Source organism: Olleya sp. HaHaR_3_96, assembly GCF_019278545.1.
In the GTDB taxonomy this organism is placed as follows: domain Bacteria; phylum Bacteroidota; class Bacteroidia; order Flavobacteriales; family Flavobacteriaceae; genus Olleya.
Genome location: NZ_CP058987.1, coordinates 73,257 through 97,141, shown reverse-complemented (window position 1 = coordinate 97,141; position 23,885 = coordinate 73,257). Strand labels below are relative to the sequence as shown.

Sequence of the window (23,885 nt, the reverse complement as noted above, 5' to 3'; positions counted from 1 at the left end):
TAATTGTCAATAGATTGTTTTGGTTAGGATTAAAAAACTTGTATATTGGTAAACCAATTTGGTAAACCAATTTATATGAAAAAACAACCACGCTTTTCGCTAGTATTAATCGTCTGTTTATTTGTCATATTTTCTTGTAAAGAAAAAGAGTCAAGCACTAATGGTTTGTTAGTTAAAGATGTAGCAGCGTTTAATGACGCTGTTAAAAACGCAAATCCAGGAGATGTAATTACATTAGCTAATGGTGTTTGGAAAGATGCGGAATTGGTTTTTGAGGGGCACGGAACCACAGAAAAGCCTATTACTTTAACAGTAGAAACTAAAGGAAAGGTAACTCTGGAAGGGGCTTCAAATCTTCAATTGGCAGGAGAACACTTGATTATTAATGGTCTTGTTTTTAAAAATGGATATACACCAACAAATGCCGTTATTTCATTTAGAAAAAATAGAGAGGAATTAGCAAATAATACAAGATTAACAGAATGTGTTATTGATAATTTTAATAATCCTGAACGTCAAGTACAAGATTATTGGGTCACTATCTACGGAAAAAATAATCGTATAGATCACAATCATATTGTAGGGAAAAAGAATTTAGGGGTGACTATGATTGTCGGTTTGGATACAAAAGAAAGTGTAAAGAATAATCATAAAATTGATCATAACTATTTCGGACCACGTCCAACCTACGGAAACAATGGTGGCGAAACATTACGTATTGGTACCAGTCATACGGCATTAGAAAATTCTAAAACGTTAGTAGAATCTAACTATTTTGATAGAACTAACGGAGAACACGAAATTATCTCAAATAAATCGTGTCAAAATACTTTTAAATACAATACCTTTTTTGAATGTACAGGAACCTTAACCATGCGTCATGGAAATGAAACTTTGGTAGATGGGAATGTGTTTATAGGAAACGGAAAACCAAGTACTGGAGGTGTACGTATCATTAATGAATCACAAACTGTAATAAATAATTACCATATTGGATTAACGGGCTATCGTTTTAGAGGTGCTTTTGTAATGATGAATGGTGTCCCAAATTCGCCACCAAATCGTTACGTACCTGTTATAGATTCTAAGCTAAATAATAACACGTTTGTAAATTGTGATCATATTCAATTAGGTGCGGGTAGTGATTCTGAAAGAAGTCAAGCGCCAAGAACGTCAGAGATTTCAGGAAATATCTTTTATAATGACACTAAAGACGACACATTTACGGTGTATGATGATATTAGTGGTATTACATTTAAAGATAATCTTTTAGGTACAAATGGCAAAACCAGTATTACTAGCGGTTTTGAAAACGCAGAAATAACATTAGTAAAAAACGAACAAGGATTTTTAATACCAACTTCTGACAAAATAAAATCGAAAGTTACTATTAGTCCAAATGTCGCAACTAAAGAAAATACAGGGATGACTTGGTATTCTAAAGCAGATACAAACATTGCTTTAAATTCGGGTAAAACGATCAAAGTTAAAGCTGGTATTAATACGCTGTATGAAATTGTTAAGGACTCTGAAGGTGGTGATATAATAGAATTAGAGGAAGGTGGTACTTATCTAATTACTAAAGCGGTTCAGATTAATCATCCTTTAACATTTAAAACTTCAGGAACAAAAAAAGCAACGATTTTATTTGAACGTATGATGGCTTTCGAAATTCAGAATGGTGGAAGTTTATCTTTGGAGAATGTATCGTTTGATGGTACAAAATCACCGGATTACGCAGGTAATTCAGTGATAAGTACAAGTAAAAATTCTATGTTAGATAATTACAAATTGTTTATTGATAATTGCGAGTTTAAAGATATGGTGGTTAATCATTCTTTTGATGTCTTGCGAGTGTCCAAAGGGACATTTGCAGATACAATTAGTATTCAAAATTCTACATTCAAAAATATATCAGGACATATTGCAGCATTAGACAAGGAAACTGATGATATTGGCGCTTATAATGTAGAATATATGTTAATGAAAAACAACACAGTTACCGACATGCAAGGTGCTGCTTTAAGATTGTATAGAGGAGGAAAAGACGAAAGTACCTTCGGGCCGTTTCTAGAAGTCGATCATAACGTATTTAATAATGTAGGTTTTGGTAAGAAAAATAAATACAAAGCAGCGATGTCTTTATATGGTGTGCAAGTAAATGATATTCAAAATAATAATTTTAACAATACGAAGGGTTTAAAAATGCATTTAGTGGTGGGAGAGCCAATTGTAAACGTCGTTAATAACAACTATTATAAGTCTGGTGAAATAGAGGTTACTGGAGACGAGAAATATAATGTAGAAAATCTTTATAGTATTGAATCTGACTTTAAGGAAGGAACATTTCAATTGCTAGAGAGGTCTTCATTACGAGGAAAAGGGACAGATAAAAAAGAAATAGGAATTATTGCTAAAAACTAATGATGACATTTAATAAAAACTTCATATTAAGATTTGCTTTAGTCGCAACTGTATTGACTGCATTTTCTTGTAAAAAAGAAAATGCAGAGCATACAAATAGTAAAACGGAAGCTGCGAGAACAATAAAAACAACAACGCATCCTAATTTGATTTTAACGGCTCAAGGGGTTAAAGATATTAGAGCACAATTAGGGAGTATTCCTATTTTTGATTCAACCTTAAAAACGGTGCAAGAAGAAATAGATACTGAGATTGCATTAGGAATCGACACACCAATTCCATTAGATTATTCTGGAGGTTATACGCATGTGCGTCATAAGCGTAATATGGTTGTATTACAAAAAGCAGGTGTATTATATCAAATTTTGGACGACGAAAAATATGCTAAATATGTAAAGGATATGTTGATGCAATATGAGGCTATGTATCAAACATTACCACTGCATCCTAAAACTAGATCGTATGCAAGAGGTAAATTGTTTTGGCAATGTTTAAACGATGCTAATTGGTTAGTATACGTGAGTCAAGCCTATGATTGTGTTTATAATTATTTGACTGAAGAAGAACGTAATACTTTAGAGGCAAATTTATTTAAGCCATTTGCAGATCATATTTCTGTAGATAGTCCACAATTTTACCAAAGAGTGCATAACCATAGTACTTGGGGTAATGCAGCAGTGGGTATGATTGGTTTGGTAATGAATGATCAAGAATTAATTGATCGTGCTTTATATGGCATTAAGGATTTAAAATTAGATACTAAAGAAAAAGATGATGATGGTGGGTTTTTAAATAAAGATGGTAAAGCTGGTTTTTTAGCGAATATAGAAGAACCATTTTCTCCAGATGGTTATTATAATGAAGGACCATATTATCAACGCTATGCAATGTATCCATTTTTAGTTTTTGCTGAAGGATTGCATAATGTTAAACCAGAATTAAAGATTTTTGAGTATAAAGATGGGGTGTTATTAAAATCGATTAATGCGCTTTTGAATTTATCAGATGCGGATGGTGATTTTTTTCCACTTAATGATGGTCAAAAAGGAATGTCTTACTATAATGATGCTTTAGTTACGGCTGTAGATATTTCATATAAATTTGGAAATCAGAATCCAGGATTACTAAGTGTAGCAGAAAAACAGGACAAAGTGTTATTAGATGATTCGGGGTTAGCAGTAGCGCTTGGGATTAAAAATGGAGAAACACAACCGTTTGATAAAGAGTCGATTAATTTATCTGATGGACCAAATGGAACACAAGGAGGTGTTGGTATTTTGAGAAATGAAGCCTTAGAACTTGTTTTTAAATATGCAGCTCAAGGGTCTAGTCATGGTCATTATGATAAATTATCATATTCTTTATATGAAAATGGTGAAGAAGTTATTCAGGATTATGGTTTAGCACGTTTTGTAAATATTGAACAAAAGGGAGGTGGGAACTATCTAAAAGAAAATAAGACCTGGGCAAAACAAACTATAGCACATAATACAGTAACACAAAATGAAACGTCTCATTTTAATGGGAAGTATGAAATAGGAAGTAAAAACCATTCCGTACTACACTATTTTTCTTCGGACAATCAGAGTGTACAAGTTGTTAGTGCAAAAGAGGTAAATGCTTATCCCGGGACAGAAATGCTTCGTACTATGGCAATTATCAAAGATCCAGATTTCGAAAAACCATATGTGTTGGATATTATGAAAATTGTATCCAATAAAATCAATCAATATGATTTCCCATATTACTTTTTTGGTCAAGTATTAGCTACAAATTTTGAATACAAAACACCAGAAACGTTAAAGCCATTAGGAAGTAAAAATGGGTATCAACATTTATATGTGGAGGCGACTGCTAAAGCTTCTGATGTTAACAGTAAATTTTCGTGGTTAAATAATCGTAAGTTTTATACGTTAACCACGGTGACTAATACTAATGATGACTTGTTGTTTACTAGAATAGGAGCAAACGATCCTGAGTTTAATTTACGTCGGGACCCTGCATTGTTATTAAGACGAAAAAACACTAAGAACACACTTTTTGTGTCCACTATAGAAGCACATGGTAGTTATAGTCCTGTTTCAGAATCTGCTGTAAATTCAAATAGTAATATAAAAGAATTGAAAGTTATTTTAGATACTGAAGAATATACCGCAATTGCAATAACTAATATAAACAGTGTTACTAAACTTTTTATAACAGCAAATAAAAATGCTTCAGAAGAAGCAAAGCATGCTTTAAAAATCAATGGTGTTGATTATCAATGGAGTGGTGCTTATTACTTTGAATAAATTAATCCTTAAATAAATAAAAAAATGAATCGATCTAGTGAAAAATACGTCATTACAAAAGACATGGAATGGGAAGTGCTTGGTGGTGGTGTGTCAAGAAAATTTTTAGGTTATGATAATCAAATTATGATGGTCAGAGTAAAATTTGACGAGGGCGCATTAGGTGCTCCGCATCAACATTTTCATACGCAAGCGACTTACTGTGTTTCCGGTAAATTCGAATTTGAAATTGATGGCGTAAAACAAATTGTAGAAGCTGGAGATGGTGTATATATCGAGCCCAATTTATTACACAGTGCTGTATGTTTAGAAGAAGGTGAGTTGATAGATACATTCAGTCCTGTAAGAGAAGATTTTTTAAGCGGAGCTGAGGTCTCTTATTTTGGAGATAAGAAGTAAGGTGAATTGACTGACTAGTGCGAAACGTTAAAATCGGTTTTATTTGACTCATAAGTTGAGTGAAAATCCAAACTATTTTGCCAAAGAAAGCAATTAGTGTCAAGTAATAATTTTGATAAATCTGTTTAGTCTTGTATATGAAGACTTTATAGAATAGCAATGAAACGCTTATTTTCTATGTGATTCTTTACTATTTTAACTTAAACATGTGGTTTTTTAACATAGAAAAATCACGAAAACGTTGTAATTAACAAATATTTATATATATTTGGTAAACCAATCTGGTAAACCAATTATGTTTATTGGGTTAAAACCATAAAAAAAGGACAGATTAAAAAATCTATCCTTTTAAAAAAAAACACTTCTTTGACGGGAAGTAATTATGTTAAAAACATAACATTACAAAAGTAACAAACAAATTGTTACTCGCCTAACGTTTGTGTTTTTAGTGAAACTAAATTAATTAACTAAAAACTTAAAAATTAATTATGAATTTAAAAGCTAAATCAGCACTATTTGCAATGCTCTTCATGTGCATTGCTGCTTTTGCTCAAGACGATGTGACAATAACCGGAACAGTGGTTGATGTCGAGTACAACATGCCATTACCTAATGTTAATGTTGTTGTTGTAGGAACGACTAATGGCGCAAGTACAGATTTTGATGGTCAATATCAAATCAAAGCTAAAAAAGGAGATGTATTAAAATTTTCGTATATAGGTTATACAGCTCAAACGGTTGTGGTTGATAAGCAGTCAAAACTTAATATTTCCTTAACGGTTGATGCTAATACTTTAGAGGAAGTTGTTGTTGTTGGGTATGGTACACGAAAAAAATCACATCTTACAGGAGCTGTATCAAGTCTTGGTGGAGATGACGTTGCTGGTGTTCAGGCTACACGTGTAGATGAAGCGTTAGCTGGTAAATTGCCAGGGGTTTTAATTCAAAACCAAAATGGATCACCTGGTGCGGATCCAAAAATTCAAATTAGAGCGGCATCATCTATTTCTGGTAATTCTAGCCCGTTAATAGTTGTTGACGGCTTTCCTATTTCAGGTAGTCTGGCTACCGTTAATCCAAATGATATTGAAAGTTTAGAGGTTTTAAAAGATGCAGCTTCTGCTGCTATTTACGGTTCTAGAGGTGCAAATGGTGTTATATTAATTACAACCAAAAAAGGAAAGTCAGGTAAAACAGCTTTTAGCTACAATACCTATACAAGTATTTCTAGTAAGTACCGTAAGAATATCCTTAAGTCTGGTACGGAATGGGCAGCTCATGCAAGAGAGGAGATTGCGGCAGGTAATTGGGAAGGTACTGTAAATAGTGTTGATCCTGATTTTTTAGAGTATAGGTTGAGTGCTTATGAAGATTCACCAGGTTCAATTAGTCCAGAAGATTGGTTGTTTCGTGATGGTAATACAATGAGTCATGATTTTAATATGAGTGGTGGGACTGATGATGTGAAATATTTTGGGTCAATTGGATATCAAAAAGTAGAAGGTGTTGTAATCACTGAAGGTTATGAAAGACTAAATGCAAGATTGAATATCGATGCGAAATTAGGTGATAAATTCAAAACAGGAGTAAGCTTTAATGGATTTACATCTGATAGAGATATTTTAGGTCATGATATGAGGGATTTATTAAGATCAACACCTGTTACTCCTATTTATCATACAGCTGAATCAATCGCATTTGTGCAACAATTAGATGTACAAGCACAAGCTTTAGGATTAGAAGCTTTTGATGATGGATATAGAGGTTCTGGTTACGAGGCAAATAGTATTTATACTCTGGAACCTGGTATGGCGGCCCAAGATTGGCATTATGGAAGAAATAATAACGGTATTGGAGGTTCTGGTGATGCTGGGCCAGCAGCAAAGCTAGATAATACAGAGCGTTGGGAAAAAACATTTTTCGGGAATGTAAGTTCTTATTTACAATATAGTATTTTGGATGGTCTTAACTTAAAAACTGTTTTAGGTGGTGACCTTAAGGATACACAGTATTATGAACATAGATTAATTGGTTATGATTCTAGAGCTAGGACTTCTCAAACATATATGGATCAAACAGATTTAAAAGTGTCATCTGTTTTGAGCGAAACGACTCTAAGTTTTGCTAAAGAGTTTGGTAAACATGATGTTTCAGCAGTCGCGGGAATAGAATTTCAAACGACTAAATTACAAGGGACAGCATTAGATGGTGTAAATGTGCCTGATGGAGATATATTAAATTATAATTTATTTGACCCTGCGGATATTACCGTAACAGAAAGAGATGAAACTAGAGCAAGAGAGAGTGTGTTTGGAAGAGTGAGCTATGCTTATGATGATCGTTACTTAGTATCTGCTTCTGTAAGACGAGATGGAGATTCTCGATTTGGAGCAAATAAACAATATGCAACTTTTCCAGCATTTTCATTGGGATGGAATGTACATAAAGAATCATTTTTAGACGAAAGTGAAATGTTGAGTAAGTTGAAATTAAGAATGAGTTATGGGTCTTTAGGGACGACTTCATTTTTAGGGTCTTATGATGCATTGAGTTTGTTGGATCCTTCAGCAACGTTTTTTGGGACTGGTTTTTTAATACCTGATAATGTCGCAAACTTAGATTTGACTTGGCAAACAAATACTGAAACTAACTACGGGATAGATTTCGGAGTATTGAATAATCGTTTTACAATCGGGGTAGATTACTATACTTCTGATATTGAAAACATATTAATTAATCAAAGTGTTTCCGAAGTTTTAGGAACATCTTCTATTGTTCTTAATTCAGGTGACGTAAGAAGTTCTGGTTGGGAATTTGAGTTAAATGCAAGAGTGATAAGTAATGATAATTTTACTTGGAGTTTTGGAGCTAACTTATCTACTGTTGATACAGAGATTACAGATTTAGGTGGACTTTCAGAATTGCCTCAAACTATTTATGGAGTAAGTGGAAGAGGTCCTGTGTTTAGAAATTATGTAGGAGGAGGAATAGGTGAGATGTGGGGATTAGAAACTATTGGGGAGGTTGAAATGACTTACTTGGCTGATGGTACAAGAAGTCCAAATAATCAATCTGGAGAATCTTATGTTGTAGATCAGAATGGAGATGGTGTAATTGATAATACTAGAACTGTTGAAGACGGTGGAGATTTAGTGAAAATAGGACAGAATACACCAGATTTTTACTGGGGTATGTCTCATAATTTTACTTACAAAGATTTTGATATGTCTTTACAATTTCAAGGGTCTCATGGAGCAGATGTTTATAATGTAGATCCTTTGTATTATGGATCGCAATGGGGAGGAAGATTGGTAGATAGCTTTGATGCTAATAATGACGGTATTGCTGATCATAATGGAGAATTTTATACACCAAACAGAAATCAAACAGATGCAGCTTTACAAGATGCTTCTTTTGTAGCATTAAAAAACTTGACTATAGGATATACGCTTAAACAGGATGTTGTTGAAAAAATAGGGTTAAGTTCTATTAGAGCTTATGTTGCGGCAACTAATTTATTGTATTTATGGGCAGATGATTATACTTCTTACAACCCTGAAGGAGTTAGTACTTCTGGTGGTGATTATTTAGGACCAACAACGTACGGAACACAATTTGGTGCTAGTCCAATTGTTAGAAGTTTTACAGTAGGATTAAATGTTAATTTTTAAAAAAAAAATAAAATGAAAAAAATATCTATATTACTAGGATCATTGCTTTTCATAACAGCATGTTCGACGGATTTAGAGCAATCCCCATCTAATATTGCTAATTCAGATTCTTTAACAGATTTTGAAGGTGTTTTGAATGCAGCATATTATTATCAATTAGGTACGGTAACACCAATTGCTGTTATGGGGGAGTTTAGATCGGATAATGCTGTAATGGATGAATCTCCTTATACAGAGTTTGATGAATATGATAATGGGTTAACAGCTATGGAGGATCAATTTTTTGGGCCTTTTTATACCGCTGTGTATAAATCAATATTGAGTGCTAATAATGTAATAGAAAATTCTTCTAATAATGTTCAAATTGGTGAGGCTAAATTTTTGAGAGCTTTATCTTATTTTAAGTTAGTACAAGTTTTTGGAGATGTTACTGTTAATTTATTGGCAGAGCCTAGCTTAACTGATACATCTGTTTTGGTAAGACAACCTGCGGCGGATGTATATAATAATGTTATTATTCCTGATCTAAACAGTGCTATGGCTTTGTTAGGTGTTACTAGTGATAATGGAAGAGCTTCTCGTTATGCAGCTCAGAGTTTACTAGGTAAGGTGTATGTGGCAATGGGAGATTTTATTAATGCTGAGCCACATTTGGCGGCTGTTGTAAATGGAGCAGCATCAGCAGGAATAAGTTTGAAAACTAATTTCGATGAAATTTTTGGAGCACAAAATGAAGTAGAGAACTCTGAAATTATTTTTTCAACTCAAATAACAGGATCTGTAACAGATGAGTATTCATTTGGTTCTGATTTTTGGAATTGGTATGTAGGGGATGATTCAAAAGCTGATTTACCAGTCGATCCTGATTTAGTTGCAGCATTTGATGCTAGTGATGCTAATGGAGGTGGTACGGATTTACGAAGAGCTGTGACTCTTAATGTAGATGGTTTAACGGCAGTGAAATTCCCTAAAGAAGGTGGTTTAGGTCCAGAGCATGATTGGATAGAAATTCGATTAGCAGATATTATTTTATTATATGCTGAAACATTGAATGAAAATTCGTCTCCCGCTTCTACTGTACTTCCTTTATTGGATGATATAAGAACTAGAGCTGGTTTAAATAGCTTAACAGGTACAATCAGTTCTCAGGCTGATGTTAGACAAGCTATTGCAGATGAAAGGAGATTAGAATTAGCATTTGAAGGACATAGATGGTTTGATTTAGTTAGAACAAATACTGTAGATTCAGAAATGGGAGTAACCGTTAATAGTAATTATTATTTATTCCCTGTTCCTGTTTCAGAAATATTAGCTACCGATGGTGTGATTACTCAAAATGCGGGTTATTAATAGTTGGTGATTTTCTTTCTTTATAAATCTTATTATTTATCCATTTGGTTTAAATGTAATACTTATAAAGAAAGAAAATATTTTTTTGCTTAAAAGTAATTAAATAGTGGGAATAGTTATATTATATACGGCTTATCTTAAATTGTGAAAAGTTGTGATGATATGTTTATTAGTTAAAAAGTAAGTATTAGAGTCTATAGGGTTTTAAGTAAATTATTTCCAGAAATAAGCAAAATAAGTATAGTTTGTAATTTTAAAAGAGGGTATGAATTTTAACATTAGAAAAGGGATAAACACCTTTTTTAAAAGTGAGGTATTATGAGCTAGTGGTCACATATTAAAATTATTATGATTAGTCTTTTATTTAAGTTAAGCTTTACAAGTCTAGACAGAAGTGTAAAGTTTAGCTAAATAATTATATAAAAGATTTGTTCATATTTAGTAAATTTGAAGGTATAATAGAATAAATAAAATATTATTTATATGAAATTGGAAGTCCTTACAAAAAATGAAAACTTTAGCCTACAAAAGCAAATTATTGCTCAGATAAGAGATTTAATAAACATTAAAAATCTTGAACCTGGAGATAAATTACCTGCTGAACGTGTGCTATCGGAAAAGTTTGAAGTGTCAAGGAGTAATGTAAGGGAAGCTATTCAAAAATTAGAATTTTACGGTTTATTGAAATCCATTCCGCAAAGCGGAACTTTTGTAGCAAATATCGGAGTTATTGCTATGAATGGAATGATAGAAGATATCTTAAGATTAGAATCTCCAGAATTTAAAGATTTAGTTGAAACTAGAATTTTATTAGAATTAAAAACGGTAAGGCTAGCAGCTTTAAGACGTACAGATGAAGATTTAGAGAAAATGAAAATAGCTTTAGATGCTTATAGTAATAAAGTTAAGAACAAAGAGGATGCTGTTCAGGAAGATTTACTGTTCCATTTAGCGATAGCAAAGGCTAGTGGAAATAGCACTATGAATACGTTCATGTTAATAATCACCCCTGAAATTATTACAAATTTTGAAAAATACCATGTTTGTGATAAAAATTTATCAGGAGGGGCTATTGCAGAACACCAACTAATTTTCGACGCCATTAAAAGGCAAGATCCCGTTGGAGCAAAACAGGCAATGAAAAATCACTTTAACGAATTGTATAAATATTGTTACAATTTATAGATATATAGAAAATAATTTAAGGTAACACTTCTTTAAATTACAAATATTCAAATTTATTACAAATCAGTCTAATGTACTGGTATTTAGTTTGTTCCTAAATATCCTGTTAGATGGTTTATTTTAAAAATTAAAAAACCTTATGAAAGTAAAAGGATTAAGATGGTGGGTAGTAGGACTAGTGGCTTTAGCTGCAGTGGTAAATTATATAGATAGACAAGCTTTTGGAGCACTATGGCCTGACATTGCTAAAGATTTATTTCCTGAGATGGACAAGGATGGACATAAGGTTATTTTTGGTACCATATCAACAGTCTTTATACTGTCTTATGCCGGAGGTCAGGCGCTTTTTGGTAAGATTTTTGACTGGATAGGTACTAGAATGGGGTTTGCTTTATCTATTGGTGTTTGGTCTGTAGCAACTATGTTTCATGCCTTAGCCCAAGGGATGTTAAGTTTTTCGATATTTAGATCAATATTAGGTGTTGCGGAAGCTGGAAATTGGCCCGGTGCAGCTAAAGCTAATGCGGAGTGGTTTCCAACAAAAGAGAGAGCACTGGCTCAAGGCGTTTTTAATTCAGGAGCAGCTATTGGAGGTATTGTTGCTTATCCAGTTATTGGCTTGTTATCTGCTTATTTAGAATGGAAATCCATTTTTATAGTTGTAGGTATACTTGGATTATTATGGCTATTGCCTTGGTTGTTCATTGTAAAATCAGGTCCAAAGACCCATCCTTGGTTGTCTGATGATGAAAGAAAATATATCCTTTCTGGACAAAAAAATCAAGATATTGATGAAGATGGTAATTATGATGATGGATATGTGCCTGATACTGGAGAGTTGCTTAGGCATAAAGAAAGTTGGGGAGTAATAATTGCTTCGGCAGCACTTGATCCTATTTGGTGGTTGTTTATCGTTTGGATTCCTATTTATTTATCTGAGGTATTTGGTATGAATGTAAAAGAAATTGCATTTTCAGCTTGGGTTCCTTATGTAGGAGCAATGATTGGTGCATGGTATGGCGGTTTGCTTGCTCAAAAGAAGCTAAATTTTGGATGGACTGTGGATAAGACCCGTAAGTATGTTATTACATTGGGATGTGTAATAATGATTCCATGTTTTATTCTATTAAAATACCCTGGTGCACCGCAAGTTTTAGGGGTTTTTGGAGTTGAAGAGTCTGCAGCTGTAACAATGGCTGATCCACAAGTTAAAAAGATAATGGATAATGATGCATTCAAAGATTTAAAATCGGATAAAGATTTTATTGAAGACATTGCTGGAAATAGCACTAATGAAATTAAATCTAATCCTCGATTTATTAAGGCATATCAATCTGCTGTTTGGAAAACACCAAAAGCAGAAGCAACAAAGGAAGAACGTTTATTGGCAAAATATGGACCGCCCTCAGATGTTGGAATTGCAGCTCTTGCGTCTTTATCAGAAATTAATAAGGCTCGAAATACTGCAGCATTAATTGCAGTTATAATTATGGCTATATTATTATTTGGTTTTCAAGTGGCTATAGGAAATATTCAAACACTTCCAAGTGATCTTTTTGGAGGTAAAATAGTGGGTACACTTTCAGGTTTTGCTGGTATGGCGGCTAAACTTGGCGCAGCTGGATTGACACTTTTAGTGACATTTATAACAACAGGTGGTAATTATACGCCTGCATTTATAATAGGTGGAGCATTAGCAATAATTGCACTTTTAGCGGTTTGGTTATTATGTCCAAAAATAGAACCACTAAAACCAAGAAGTTAATTAGATATTAAGAATTTAGACAATAATTAAAGAATAAATTAAATTTAAACACATATAAAAATGAGTAATACAACAGGAAAAGTTGCAATAGTAACAGGAGCAACAGGAGGTATCGGTTTTGAAGTAGCAAAAAGATTAGGTAAAGATGGGTATACTGTAGTTTTGAATGGTATAGACGATAAAGCGGGAGCTGAGAAATTAGAAGTGTTGAAAGCTGAAGGAATCACGGCAGAATACTACGGTTTTGATGTAACAAATGAAGCTGAAGTAACGTCTAATATTCAAGCGATAGGAAATAAATATGGTAGAATTGATGTACTTGTAAACAATGCAGGTGGATTAGGAGGTCGTTCTAGATTTGAAGAAATGACTACCGAATTTTATAAAAACGTAATGGCTTTAAACTTGGATTCTGTATTTTATGCATCAAGAGCAGCAATACCTTTCCTTAAATCAGGAGAGCATCCTTCAATAATTAATTACACATCTAATGCAGGATGGACTGCAGGTGGGCCAGGAGCAGGTATCTACGGAACATCTAAAGCCGGTGTTCATGCTATTACAAGAGCATTAGCTAAGGATTTAGCGGAATACGGCATCAGAGTAAATGCGGTATCACCTGGTACTATTGATACACCATTCCACGCGCAAATTAAAGCAACTAAACCAGAAGTTTTCGCTTCTTGGGCAAATAATATTATGTTAGGTAGATTAGGGCAGCCGGAAGATGTTGCTGGAGTAATCTCATTCTTAGCAAGTAAGGATGCCTCTTTCATTACAGCAGAAACTATCCAAATTGGTGGTGGTCAAGCTTTAGGAATTTAAATTAAATTTAAATTAGCATATTTAGCAGCTAATAAAACTTTATGTCACATTCAAAGTAATGTTGTTCGTAAAGAAGCGTTAGCTTTTAGCTAAATTGTGATATAAGTTTTAGTATACTAAATAGTTTTATTTTTTAAGAACGTCTTTTTTTAAACTGTAATAGTTTATTTTTAATAAAGATTTTAAAAAATAAAACTATTTAGTTTTTTAAAAATAGAATAGTAATCAAATTTATAAAATGAGTAAAATTGTCACATTCGGAGAAATTATGTTAAGACTCTCTACAGAGCGTCATTTAAGGTTTTCTCAAGCAAATAAATTTGCTGCCTCTTATGGTGGTGGAGAATTTAATGTCGCAGTATCATTAGCAAATTATGGTATACCAGCCGAATTTGTTACCAGACTACCTGATAACGAAATTGGTGCTTGTGCTCTTAAAGAGATGCGTAAATTTAACGTAGAGTCTAAAAATGTAATCTATGGTGGAGACAGATTAGGTATTTATTACCTAGAAACAGGAGCAGGGACCCGTGGTAGTAATGTTGTTTATGATAGAGCACATAGTTCTATGTCGACTATTGTTAAAGGGGCGATAGACTGGGAAAACGTTTTAAAGGGAGCGACATGGTTTCATTGGAGTGGTATTACGCCTGCAATTTCGCAATCTGCTGCTGACGAATGTTTAGAAGCAATTAAAGTGGCTCATAAATTAGGGATTACTATTTCTTCAGATTTAAACTATAGATCTAAGCTGTGGCAATATGGCAAAGAGCCCAATCAAATAATGCCACAACTTTTAAAATATAGTAATATCATTTTAGGAGATATCGATACGGCATTTTTTATGTTAGGAAAAGACAAAGTAGATCCTAATTATCAAAATGAAAAATCATTGCCGTTTTTATATGATCAAATATTTAAATTATGTCCTAATTTACATACCGCAGCTACTACATTAAGATATTCTGTTAGTGCCTCTCATCAACGTATTGGTGGGATTTTATACGATGGAAAAACTATTTATAATGCAGATGTTAAAGAAGTAACTCCTGTTGTAGATAGAGTAGGTAGTGGTGATGCTTTTATGGGAGGGTTAATATATGGATTAGATAATAACGAAGATGATAAGCAAAGAGCTTTAAATATTGCGGTAGCAGCGTGCTGCTTAAAGCACACCATTTCGGGTGATTGTAATTTAATAACACTGGATGATATCGAAAAATTGTTAAGCGGAGATTCTTCAGGTAAAGTTTCAAGATAAAAAAAATAAAATGGCAAATTTCACAAGAATAGAAGTAGCAGAAGTTATGAAACAAACAGGGTTAGTACCTTTGTTTTATAATGACGATATAGAAATAAGTAAAGCAGTTGTAAAAGCAGTTTATGATGGTGGCGCACGATTATTAGAGTTTACAGCGCGTGGCGATTTTGCTCACGAAGTTTTTGACGCACTAAGCAAGTATGTAACAAAAGAGTTACCAGGAATGATACTTGGGGTTGGGTCTGTAACAGACGCAGCTTCTGCATCTAGATTCATGTCTTTAGGAGCTAATTTTATTGTCACTCCTGTGTTAAGAGAAGATATTGCTATCGTTTGTAATAGACGTAAAGTAATGTGGTCTCCTGGATGCGGAACGTTGACAGAAATTTGTCGTGCTGAAGAATTAGGGTGTGAGATTGTAAAATTATTTCCCGGTGGAACATACGGGGCTGACTTTGTTAAAGCAATAAAAGGGCCTCAACCTTGGACTAGTATTATGCCTACAGGTGGGGTTTCTCCAACAAGAGAAAATCTTGAGTCTTGGTTTAATGCGGGTGTTACCTGTGTCGGTATAGGATCTAAGCTTATTGCAAAAGAAAGTAATGGTATGTACGACTTAAGTAAAATTGAATCCACAACAAAAAGTACTTTAAAAATTATAGATTCGTTAAAATAATACGTTATTTAGCACTATTAAATATATCCCTTCAATATTTTTTATTGAAGGGATTTTTACTTGAAAATGAATTATAATAAGTCCATCATATTTATGGTTGTAAGTGCACTAGCTTTTGCATTTATGAATTTGTTAGTTAAATATCTAAATGGTTTTGGTGTGTATCAAATTGTGTTTTTTAGAGCAATAGGTACCTTAGCTTTTACAACGCCATTAATTTTAAAAAATAAGATTCCCTATTTTGGTAACAAAAAGCAGTTATTGATAATAAGGGCAATAGTAGGTGTGATATCTTTGACCTGCTTCTTTCAATCTCTAAATTATATTGCAGTTGGTACTGCGGTGTCTTTACGCTATACAGCTCCGATCTTTGCCGCTATTTTAGCTGTGTTTTTATTGAAAGAAAAAATCAAACTTTTACAATGGTTTTTATTTGCATTGGCCTTTTCAGGCGTTTTAATTATTAAAGGATTTGGTCAGGATATAAATACTTTAGGGGTAGTCTTAATCTTTGTTTCAGCGTTTTCCAATGGATTAGTTTTTGTTTTAATTAGAAAAATTGGAAAGGAAGAAAGCCCATTGGTTATTATCAACTACTTTATGCTAACCGCCTTAATTTTTGGAGGTATCATGAGTATTGGTGACTGGAAGACCCCTAGCCAATTAGAATGGCTAATATTGCTTAGTTTAGGTGTTTTTGGGTACGTTGGGCAACTCTATATGACCAAAGCATTTCAAACAGGAAAAACCAGTATTGTTGCGCCGTTTAAATACATCGAAGTAATCTTTACAATAATAGTCAGTACATTTTGGTTTTTAGAAACCTATAGTGCAATGGTTTTATTAGGAATAGCAGTAATTATACTCGCTTTAATCAGTAACACGCTGTATGCCGCTAAAAAGTAGTTCAGGGTTTATTGCTTTAAAAATTCAGTCACTTTAATAACCGCTCCTTTGTTGTCATTTATAAAGTTAAGGTTTTTTAATCCTGTTGTTCTCCTGTATTCTTTATCGGTAATCAGAAGGTTTAAATTAGAAAATAATTGCGCTTTGTTAGCAACTGATAATACCCCGCCATTAGCAATCATGTCATAAGCCTCTGGAAATTTACTGTAGTTTTTTCCTATAATAATGGGCACTCCAAAAACAGCAGGTTCTAGAATATTATGTAAACCTGTAGTTCCCATAGCGCCACCAACGTAAGCGATATTTGCATAACTGTAAGCTTTACTTAGCAAACCAATAGTGTCTAAAATAAAGACATCGTAATCTTGTAAATTCTGTCCTTCTTTTGTTGTAAAAAGTACAGAGGATTTATTTAATCCAGATTGTATGTTTTCAATCTGTTTAGACTTAATATTGTGCGGTGCAATTATAAATTTAACGGGTAATCCTTTATAAACATTAATAAAATCAACTAAAATAGACTCGTCTTCAGGCCATGAACTACCAATGACGACACATAATTTATTGTCCTTAAATTCATCTAAAAAAGGTAAATTATTATTGATTTCTAATTGATTAGAGACGCGGTCGAATCTAGTATCTCCAGAAACGGTAGCCGTAGTATAACCAATAGATTCTAATAGTGTTTTAGAGGGTTCGTTTTGTGTAAAAATATGGTCAAAAGCAAATAAGGCATTTTTAGTTTCGATCCCATACCATTTAAAAAACGATTGCTCTTTTCTAAATACGGCCGATATTAATATTGCTTTTAGTCCTCGTACTTTAATTTGATTCAAATAATTTGGCCAAATTTCATATTTTACAAAAACAGTTAATTCAGGATTAACTATAGTTATAAAGCGTTTTGCATGCTGTTTACTATCCAAAGGTAAGTACACGACAACATCTGCAAAAGGCGCATTTTTTCTAATTTCATAACCGGAAGGAGAGAAAAAAGTCAATACAATTTTATGTTTAGGGTAGTCTTTTCTAAGCTCGTTAAATATGGGTAGACCTTGCTCATACTCGCCTAAAGACGCGCAATGAAACCATAAAGTCCGATCGCCCTTATTTATTGATTGTTGTAATAGGTCAAAAGTTTTAGCGCGTCCAATAACCCCTAATTTAAGTTTGTTATTAAATAAACTTAAAAATTTTAAAGCTAATGTGGCTAGTTGTATGGCTATGTTATAAAGTAATTTCACGAAGGTATTTTTGCTAAAATAAACAATTCATTGCTTAGCGTTTGGTATTTTTGTAAATTCGATAATTATAAATTAAAAGTAAAACTAAGTTTCTAACATTAGTTTACCACATATACAGCGATGAAAAAAATACAAATGGTTGATCTTAAAGGTCAATACGCAGCTATAAAAAATGTTGTAGATTCTTCAATTCAAGAAATTATAGACAACACCAGTTTTGTAAATGGACCTAAGGTTCATGAGTTTCAAAAAAACCTTGAAGATTATTTAAACGTAAAACATGTAATCCCTTGTGCCAATGGTACAGATGCATTGCAAATTGCAATGATGGGATTAGGTTTGGAACAAGGAGATGAGGTCATTACTGCGGATTTTACCTTTGCAGCAACTGTGGAGGTTATCGCATTACTTAAACTAACACCTGTTTTAGTAGATGTTAATCCAGATGACTTTAACATTAGTATTGAAGCTATAAAAAAAGCCATCACTCCAAAAACAAAAGCAATTGTACCCGTTCATTTATTTGGGCAATGTGCAAATATGGAGGCTATTATGGAAATTGCTAAAGCGCATAATTTGTATGTTATTGAAGATAATGCGCAAGCGATTGGAGCAACTTATACATATAACGATGGTAAAAAAGCCAAAGCAGGTACAATAGGTCATGTGGCGTCAACGTCTTTCTTTCCATCTAAAAATTTAGGATGTTATGGAGATGGAGGTGCTATTTTTACAAATGATGACGCATTAGCACATACCATAAGAGGAATAGTAAATCACGGAATGTATGAGCGTTACCACCACGATGTTGTTGGTGTAAACTCACGTTTAGATTCTATCCAAGCGGCAGTTTTAGACGCTAAATTACCTAAGTTGGACAGCTATAATAATGCCCGTCGTAATGCCGCAAGAAAATACAGTGCAGCATTGGCGGACGTGCCGCAAATAACAACACCAAAGACGGTAAATAACTGCGAAGGGATTTGTGATACGTGCGACTGTCACGTATTTCATCAATATACTTTAAAAATAGAAAACGCAGACAGGGATGCCTTAGTCAAGCATTTAAATGATAACGGAATTCCATGTGGTGTCTATTATCCAATCCCGTTACATTTACAAAAAGCATATAAAGACGAGCGTTATAACGAAGCTGATTTTCCAGTAACAAACCAATTAGTAAAGCAGGTAATATCCTTACCAATGCATACCGAGTTGGATGACGAGCAAATCGAATTTATAACAACCACAATTAAAAACTTTTTAATCTAAATAATTAGGGCGTTACCACAAGGGTCGGGCTATCCGCTAAAATCTTTTTTTGCCATATATGGCAGCAAAAAAAGGATACCGCTTCTATCCCTAACGCGCGCAGCAGCATATGAAAATACTAGTCACAGGAGGTTTAGGGTTTATAGGATCACACACCGTTGTCGAGCTTCAAAATAAAGGATATCAAGTTGTAATAATAGATAACCTCTCCAATGCCTCGTTAGAGGTCTTGGAGGGAATTGTCGCAATTACTGGTCAAGTTCCTGTCTTTGAAAAATTAGATTTAAAAAATAAGGCAGCAGTGCAAGCATTTTTTAAAGCACACCAAGACATTCAAGGCGTTATCCATTTTGCAGCGAGTAAAGCGGTAGGAGAGAGTGTAGAAAATCCATTAATGTATTATGAGAATAATATAAATACATTGGTGTACGTATTGCAAGAATTAACAAAGTTAAAGGTCTCTAATTTTATATTTAGTTCTTCATGTACTGTTTACGGTCAGGCAGATGTCATGCCTATTTCAGAAACGGCTCCAATAAAACCAGCAGAATCGCCCTACGGAAACACAAAACAAATTGGAGAAGAGATTATTAAAGATACCTGTAAAGTCAATACTAATTTAAATAGTATTGCGCTGCGTTATTTTAATCCCATTGGAGGACATGAGTCTACAAAAATAGGGGAATTACCAATAGGAGTGCCCCAAAACTTAATACCTTATATAACACAAACAGGAATAGGATTACGTGATCAGTTATCAGTTTTTGGAAACGATTATCCAACGATAGATGGTACTTGTGTAAGAGATTATATACATGTAGTAGATCTTGCTAAGGCACACGTGGTGGCATTACAACGTTTACTGGACCATAAAAATCAAACTAATTTTGAGGTTTTTAATTTAGGGACAGGAACAGGAAGTACTGTTTTGGAAGTCATTAAAGCATTTGAAAAAGTATCAGACACAAAACTTAATTATAAAATAGTAGATAGACGTCCAGGCGATGTTATTTCAGCGTTTGCAGATACGTCTAAAGCTAATTTAGAATTAGGTTGGAAAGCAGAACATACTTTAGAACAAGCGATGTTATCGTCTTGGAAATGGCAAAAAGTGTTAAAATAGCATTAGTAAATCTTGAACAAGAGCATGCTTAAATTAGTAATCCGATAATTATAGTGCGATCTTATTAATAGATTAATATTAATGTGTTGATTAACACTATTTTAGTTTTTGTAATTCGTTATTGGTTGTTATTCTCCCTTCCTTTGTAGCCAATGCAAATGATAAAATAATGAAATTGATTACAGTAAAACGTCAGACAAGACAGGAAAACAGATTCGATCCAAAAATGGGACGACTTAATGCCAAAGTAACGTATATTAAAAAGCAAATACTAGGTATTCCAATTAAAACACTTCACAAGTATCGCGAAACGTATTACGGAGAAGTCAAAGATTGCAGCGCATGTAATTTAGCTAGTTAAATAAAAAAAAGCCTCGAAATTATTTCGAGGCTTTTTTTTATGCTTTTTTGGTTTTTAAACCACCAACAATTAGGCAGCCCATTCCAACCATAACAGACACGTCTGCTAGATTAAAAATACCGGTCCTAAACACACCACCTAAATCGATATGTAAAAAATCGGTAACAGAACCGTAAATAATACGGTCATAAACATTGGCAATTCCACCACCAATTATACAACAAAAACCAACTAAGGTCATTGTATTCATGGTTTTGTCTTTAATAATATGTCTTAGTACTAAGCCTAATACAACTATAGGTAGGACTAGAAGTAAGCCGATGCGTAAGGCTGGACTAAAATCACTACCCATACCTAGAAAGGCACCTTTGTTTTCTACATTATGAAGTGTAAAGTATTGTCCGAAAATTTCTGTTTGAGTACCTGCAATAACATCTACTCTGACAATAAATTTAGACACTTGGTCTAAAATAATATTGAGGACAATTAACCCTAAAATAAGTATGTTTCTACTACTCATCGTCTTTAGTTTGTAAAGTTGCAGATGCTGTTTGTGCATCTCTATTTATTTTTTTTACTAAACCTTGAAGGACTTTTCCTGGACCAACTTCTGTAAATAAAGTAGCCCCGTCTGTTATCATTTGCTGTACGGATTGTGTCCAACGCACGGGAGCAGTTAATTGCGATATTAAATTCGCTTTAATTTCTGCTTCATCAGTAGTTGCAGTAGCAGTTACATTTTGATAAATTGGGCAATTTGGTTTGCTAAAAGTAGTATTTTCAATAGCAGCTGCTAATTCTTCTCTTGCAGGTTCCATCATTGGCGAGTGAAACGCGCCTCCAACAGGTAGCATTAAAGCACGTCTTGCTCCAGCATCTTTCATCGCTTGACAAGCACGTTCTACAGCACTAACTTCTCCAGAAATTACTAACTGTCCGGGACAATTGTAATTTGCAGCAAGAACTACACCGTCTATTTTATCACAAATAGCTTCAACAACCTGGTCTTCAAGACCCAATACAGCTGCCATAGTGCTTGGTTGCATTTCGCATGCTTTTTGCATGGCTTGGGCACGTTGCGATACTAATTTAAGACCATCTTCAAAGCTTAATGCGCCAGCAGCGACTAAAGCAGAAAATTCACCTAAACTATGTCCTGCAACCATTTCTGGTTTAAAACTATCACCTAATGTTTTTGCTAAAATAACAGAGTGTAAAAAGATAGCAGGTTGTGTAACCTTAGTTTCTTTTAATTGCTCAGCAGTACCTTCAAACATGATATCTGTAATGTTGAAACCTAAAATTTCGTTAGCATCTTCAAATAAATGTTGTGCTTCTGGTGAGTTTTCGTATAAATCAAGGCCCATTCCTGTAAATTGGGCGCCTTGACCTGGAAATATATATGCTTTCATTGCTTTCTTATTTAAGTAGCGAAAATAAGAATAAAATCTGTATAAGACGCAAGTCAGTTCCTAAGATTTAGTACTGTTTAGTATAGAATTCGGACGTTTTTAGCCTTTCTTTATGTTGTTTTCTCTAAATGGAATACAGTGCTTTTTCTTGTGTTTTATAGATTACCGGTCGCCGCTTCTGCACAACGTTCGCCATCCATGGCAGCACTTATAATTCCACCAGCATACCCACCACCTTCTCCGCAAGGAAATAGGTTCGTGATTTCAGGATGAGATAAAAGGTCTGTTCTTGGGATGCTAACTGGTGACGAGGTACGGGATTCTACACCAATAATATTAGCTTCTTCAGTATAGTACCCTTTCATTTTATCTCCAAAAGCTTTAAAGCCTTTTCTTAAAGAAGCTCCAATTAATTTAGGGAACAAACTGTGTAGCGGTGCACTATTTAAACCGGGTTGATAAGACGTCTCATTTAAACTAGTAGATAATTTACCTGCAACAAAATCGGTCATGCGTTGTGCTGGTGCAACTTGGCTTCTGCCGCCAGCTGTAAAAGCTAACTTCTCTAGGTCTTTCTGAAACTCTAAAGCTTTTAATGCTCCAAAATGTTCATACTTTTTAAGATCACGATTGGCATCAATTTCTACAACAATACCAGAATTGGCAAATTTGTTATTTCGCCTTGAAGGCGACATTCCATTAACGACAACTTCTCCATTGGCAGTTGCTGCTGGTACAATAAAACCTCCTGGACACATACAAAAACTGTAGACACCGCGTCCATTAACTTGTTGCACTAAACTGTAAGAAGCCGCAGGTAATAAATCTGGTCTTGGACCTTCGCAATGGTATTGGATTGAATCTATAATGTGTTGCGGATGCTCTGCTCTAACCCCCATTGCAAACGATTTTGCTTCAATGGCGATATTCTTATCATGTAATAGGTTAAATATATCTCTAGCAGAGTGACCAGTCGCTAAAATGACTTTGTCAGTAATTAACTCGTCACCATTTTTAAGTTGTATGGCTTCTATTTTATTATTCTTAATTACAAAATCGGTAACACGTGTATTAAAATGGACTTCTCCGCCATATTTAATAATATTTTCTCTAATGTTTTGTACAACTTTAGGTAGCTTATTAGTCCCAATGTGTGGATGGGCATCGACTAAAATTTGATCTGTGGCACCATGGTAAACAAGGTTTTCAAAAATACGTCGGACATCACCACGTTTTAAACTACGGGTGTATAATTTACCGTCACTATACGTTCCTGCTCCTCCTTCACCGAAGCAGTAATTAGAGTCTTCATTTACAAAGTGATCTTGATTTATGGCTTTTAAATCACGTCGTCTGTCTTTTACATTCGCGCCGCGTTCTAAAACTATAGGTTTAAAACCTAATTCTATACAACGTAAAGCCGCCCACATACCAGCAGGACCAAATCCTATAATGTGGATGGGTTTAGCTTTAGAGACGTCTTTGTAGTCAAAGGTGTAGTCTGAAGTTTCAGGGACGGGTTCGTTAATAAAAACAGAGACCTTGTAATTAAATATGATTTTTGGTTTTCTGGCATCAATAGATTTTCGCAAGACCTTAATCCCGGAAATTTTGTCCCGTGACATAGATAGCGATTCCGCAGATTTTTTAATTAAAATATCTGGAATCTCTTCTTCTTTTAAAGAAACACGAAGTTGAATGTCTTTTACCATGTTGCAAA

The 23,885-nt window shown here is 34.0% G+C and carries 18 protein-coding genes; 14 read left to right on the top strand and 4 right to left on the bottom strand.

The features are described from left to right. The first annotated feature begins 75 nt into the window (after nt 1-75). The 11 genes from H0I26_RS00415 (at nt 76) to H0I26_RS00365 (ending at nt 16,753) form a co-directional block, all read left to right on the top strand. Nucleotides 76-2,424, top strand: coding sequence for a chondroitinase-B domain-containing protein (locus H0I26_RS00415; protein WP_218700543.1), 2,349 nt, complete (start codon nt 76-78; stop codon nt 2,422-2,424). A 2-nt stretch (nt 2,425-2,426) separates the two neighbouring features. After that, nucleotides 2,427-4,715: an alginate lyase family protein gene (locus tag H0I26_RS00410; protein WP_218702001.1), complete on the top strand. Its 2,289-nt coding sequence runs from the start codon at nt 2,427-2,429 to the stop codon at nt 4,713-4,715. 24 nt (nt 4,716-4,739) lie between these two features. Then, on the top strand, nt 4,740-5,114 hold the full coding sequence (locus tag H0I26_RS00405) for a cupin domain-containing protein (RefSeq protein ID WP_101015291.1): 375 nt from the start codon (nt 4,740-4,742) through the stop codon (nt 5,112-5,114). 488 nt (nt 5,115-5,602) lie between these two features. Further along, nucleotides 5,603-8,785: a SusC/RagA family TonB-linked outer membrane protein gene (locus H0I26_RS00400; protein ID WP_218700542.1), complete on the top strand. Its 3,183-nt coding sequence runs from the start codon at nt 5,603-5,605 to the stop codon at nt 8,783-8,785. Between the two features lie 12 nt (nt 8,786-8,797). Continuing rightward, on the top strand, nt 8,798-10,135 hold the full coding sequence (locus H0I26_RS00395) for a RagB/SusD family nutrient uptake outer membrane protein (RefSeq protein ID WP_218700541.1): 1,338 nt from the start codon (nt 8,798-8,800) through the stop codon (nt 10,133-10,135). A 483-nt stretch (nt 10,136-10,618) separates the two neighbouring features. After that, nucleotides 10,619-11,320, top strand: coding sequence for a FadR/GntR family transcriptional regulator (locus H0I26_RS00390; protein WP_218700540.1), 702 nt, complete (start codon nt 10,619-10,621; stop codon nt 11,318-11,320). A 139-nt stretch (nt 11,321-11,459) separates the two neighbouring features. Continuing rightward, entirely contained in the window at nt 11,460-13,085 is a 1,626-nt protein-coding gene (locus H0I26_RS00385) for an MFS transporter (protein WP_218700539.1), read from the top strand. Between the two features lie 60 nt (nt 13,086-13,145). Beyond that, nucleotides 13,146-13,910 (top strand): SDR family NAD(P)-dependent oxidoreductase, encoded by a 765-nt coding sequence (locus H0I26_RS00380; protein ID WP_101015284.1) that lies wholly within the window; start codon nt 13,146-13,148, stop codon nt 13,908-13,910. 238 nt (nt 13,911-14,148) lie between these two features. Next, nucleotides 14,149-15,171 (top strand): sugar kinase, encoded by a 1,023-nt coding sequence (locus H0I26_RS00375; protein ID WP_218700538.1) that lies wholly within the window; start codon nt 14,149-14,151, stop codon nt 15,169-15,171. A gap of 10 nt (nt 15,172-15,181) precedes the next feature. Continuing rightward, nucleotides 15,182-15,847: a bifunctional 4-hydroxy-2-oxoglutarate aldolase/2-dehydro-3-deoxy-phosphogluconate aldolase gene (locus H0I26_RS00370; RefSeq protein WP_218700537.1), complete on the top strand. Its 666-nt coding sequence runs from the start codon at nt 15,182-15,184 to the stop codon at nt 15,845-15,847. 66 nt (nt 15,848-15,913) lie between these two features. Next, nucleotides 15,914-16,753, top strand: coding sequence for a DMT family transporter (locus H0I26_RS00365; RefSeq protein ID WP_256935221.1), 840 nt, complete (start codon nt 15,914-15,916; stop codon nt 16,751-16,753). 8 nt (nt 16,754-16,761) lie between these two features. Here the strand turns inward: H0I26_RS00365 and H0I26_RS00360 are convergent, their stop codons facing one another. Further along, complete coding sequence (locus H0I26_RS00360) at nt 16,762-17,997, bottom strand: 3-deoxy-D-manno-octulosonic acid transferase (RefSeq protein ID WP_218700536.1); 1,236 nt, start codon at nt 17,995-17,997, stop codon at nt 16,762-16,764. Nucleotides 17,998-18,117: 120 nt separating this feature from the next. Here H0I26_RS00360 and H0I26_RS00355 point away from each other — a divergent pair, with 120 nt between their 5' ends. The 3 genes from H0I26_RS00355 (at nt 18,118) to H0I26_RS00345 (ending at nt 20,753) form a co-directional block, all read left to right on the top strand. Beyond that, complete coding sequence (locus H0I26_RS00355; RefSeq protein ID WP_218700535.1) at nt 18,118-19,269, top strand: DegT/DnrJ/EryC1/StrS family aminotransferase; 1,152 nt, start codon at nt 18,118-18,120, stop codon at nt 19,267-19,269. A gap of 109 nt (nt 19,270-19,378) precedes the next feature. Then, nucleotides 19,379-20,392 (top strand): UDP-glucose 4-epimerase GalE, encoded by a 1,014-nt coding sequence (gene galE / locus H0I26_RS00350; RefSeq protein WP_218700534.1) that lies wholly within the window; start codon nt 19,379-19,381, stop codon nt 20,390-20,392. 169 nt (nt 20,393-20,561) lie between these two features. After that, nucleotides 20,562-20,753 carry a hypothetical protein gene (locus tag H0I26_RS00345; protein WP_101020774.1) on the top strand — a complete coding sequence of 64 codons (192 nt, stop codon included), beginning with the start codon at nt 20,562-20,564 and terminating at the stop codon, nt 20,751-20,753. A 37-nt stretch (nt 20,754-20,790) separates the two neighbouring features. On the opposite strand, the gene lspA is transcribed toward H0I26_RS00345, so the two are convergent. The 3 genes from lspA to H0I26_RS00330 form a co-directional block, all read right to left on the bottom strand. After that, nucleotides 20,791-21,273: a signal peptidase II gene (gene lspA, locus H0I26_RS00340; RefSeq protein WP_101015277.1), complete on the bottom strand. Its 483-nt coding sequence runs from the start codon at nt 21,271-21,273 to the stop codon at nt 20,791-20,793. Further along, entirely contained in the window at nt 21,266-22,165 is a 900-nt protein-coding gene (gene fabD / locus H0I26_RS00335; protein ID WP_218700533.1) for an ACP S-malonyltransferase, read from the bottom strand. The genes lspA and fabD overlap by 8 nt, the downstream gene beginning before the upstream one ends. 155 nt (nt 22,166-22,320) lie before the next feature. Continuing rightward, a complete protein-coding gene (locus H0I26_RS00330; protein WP_218700532.1) occupies nt 22,321-23,877 on the bottom strand; it encodes an NAD(P)/FAD-dependent oxidoreductase in 1,557 nt (518 codons plus the stop codon). Between the last annotated feature and the right edge of the window lie 8 nt (nt 23,878-23,885).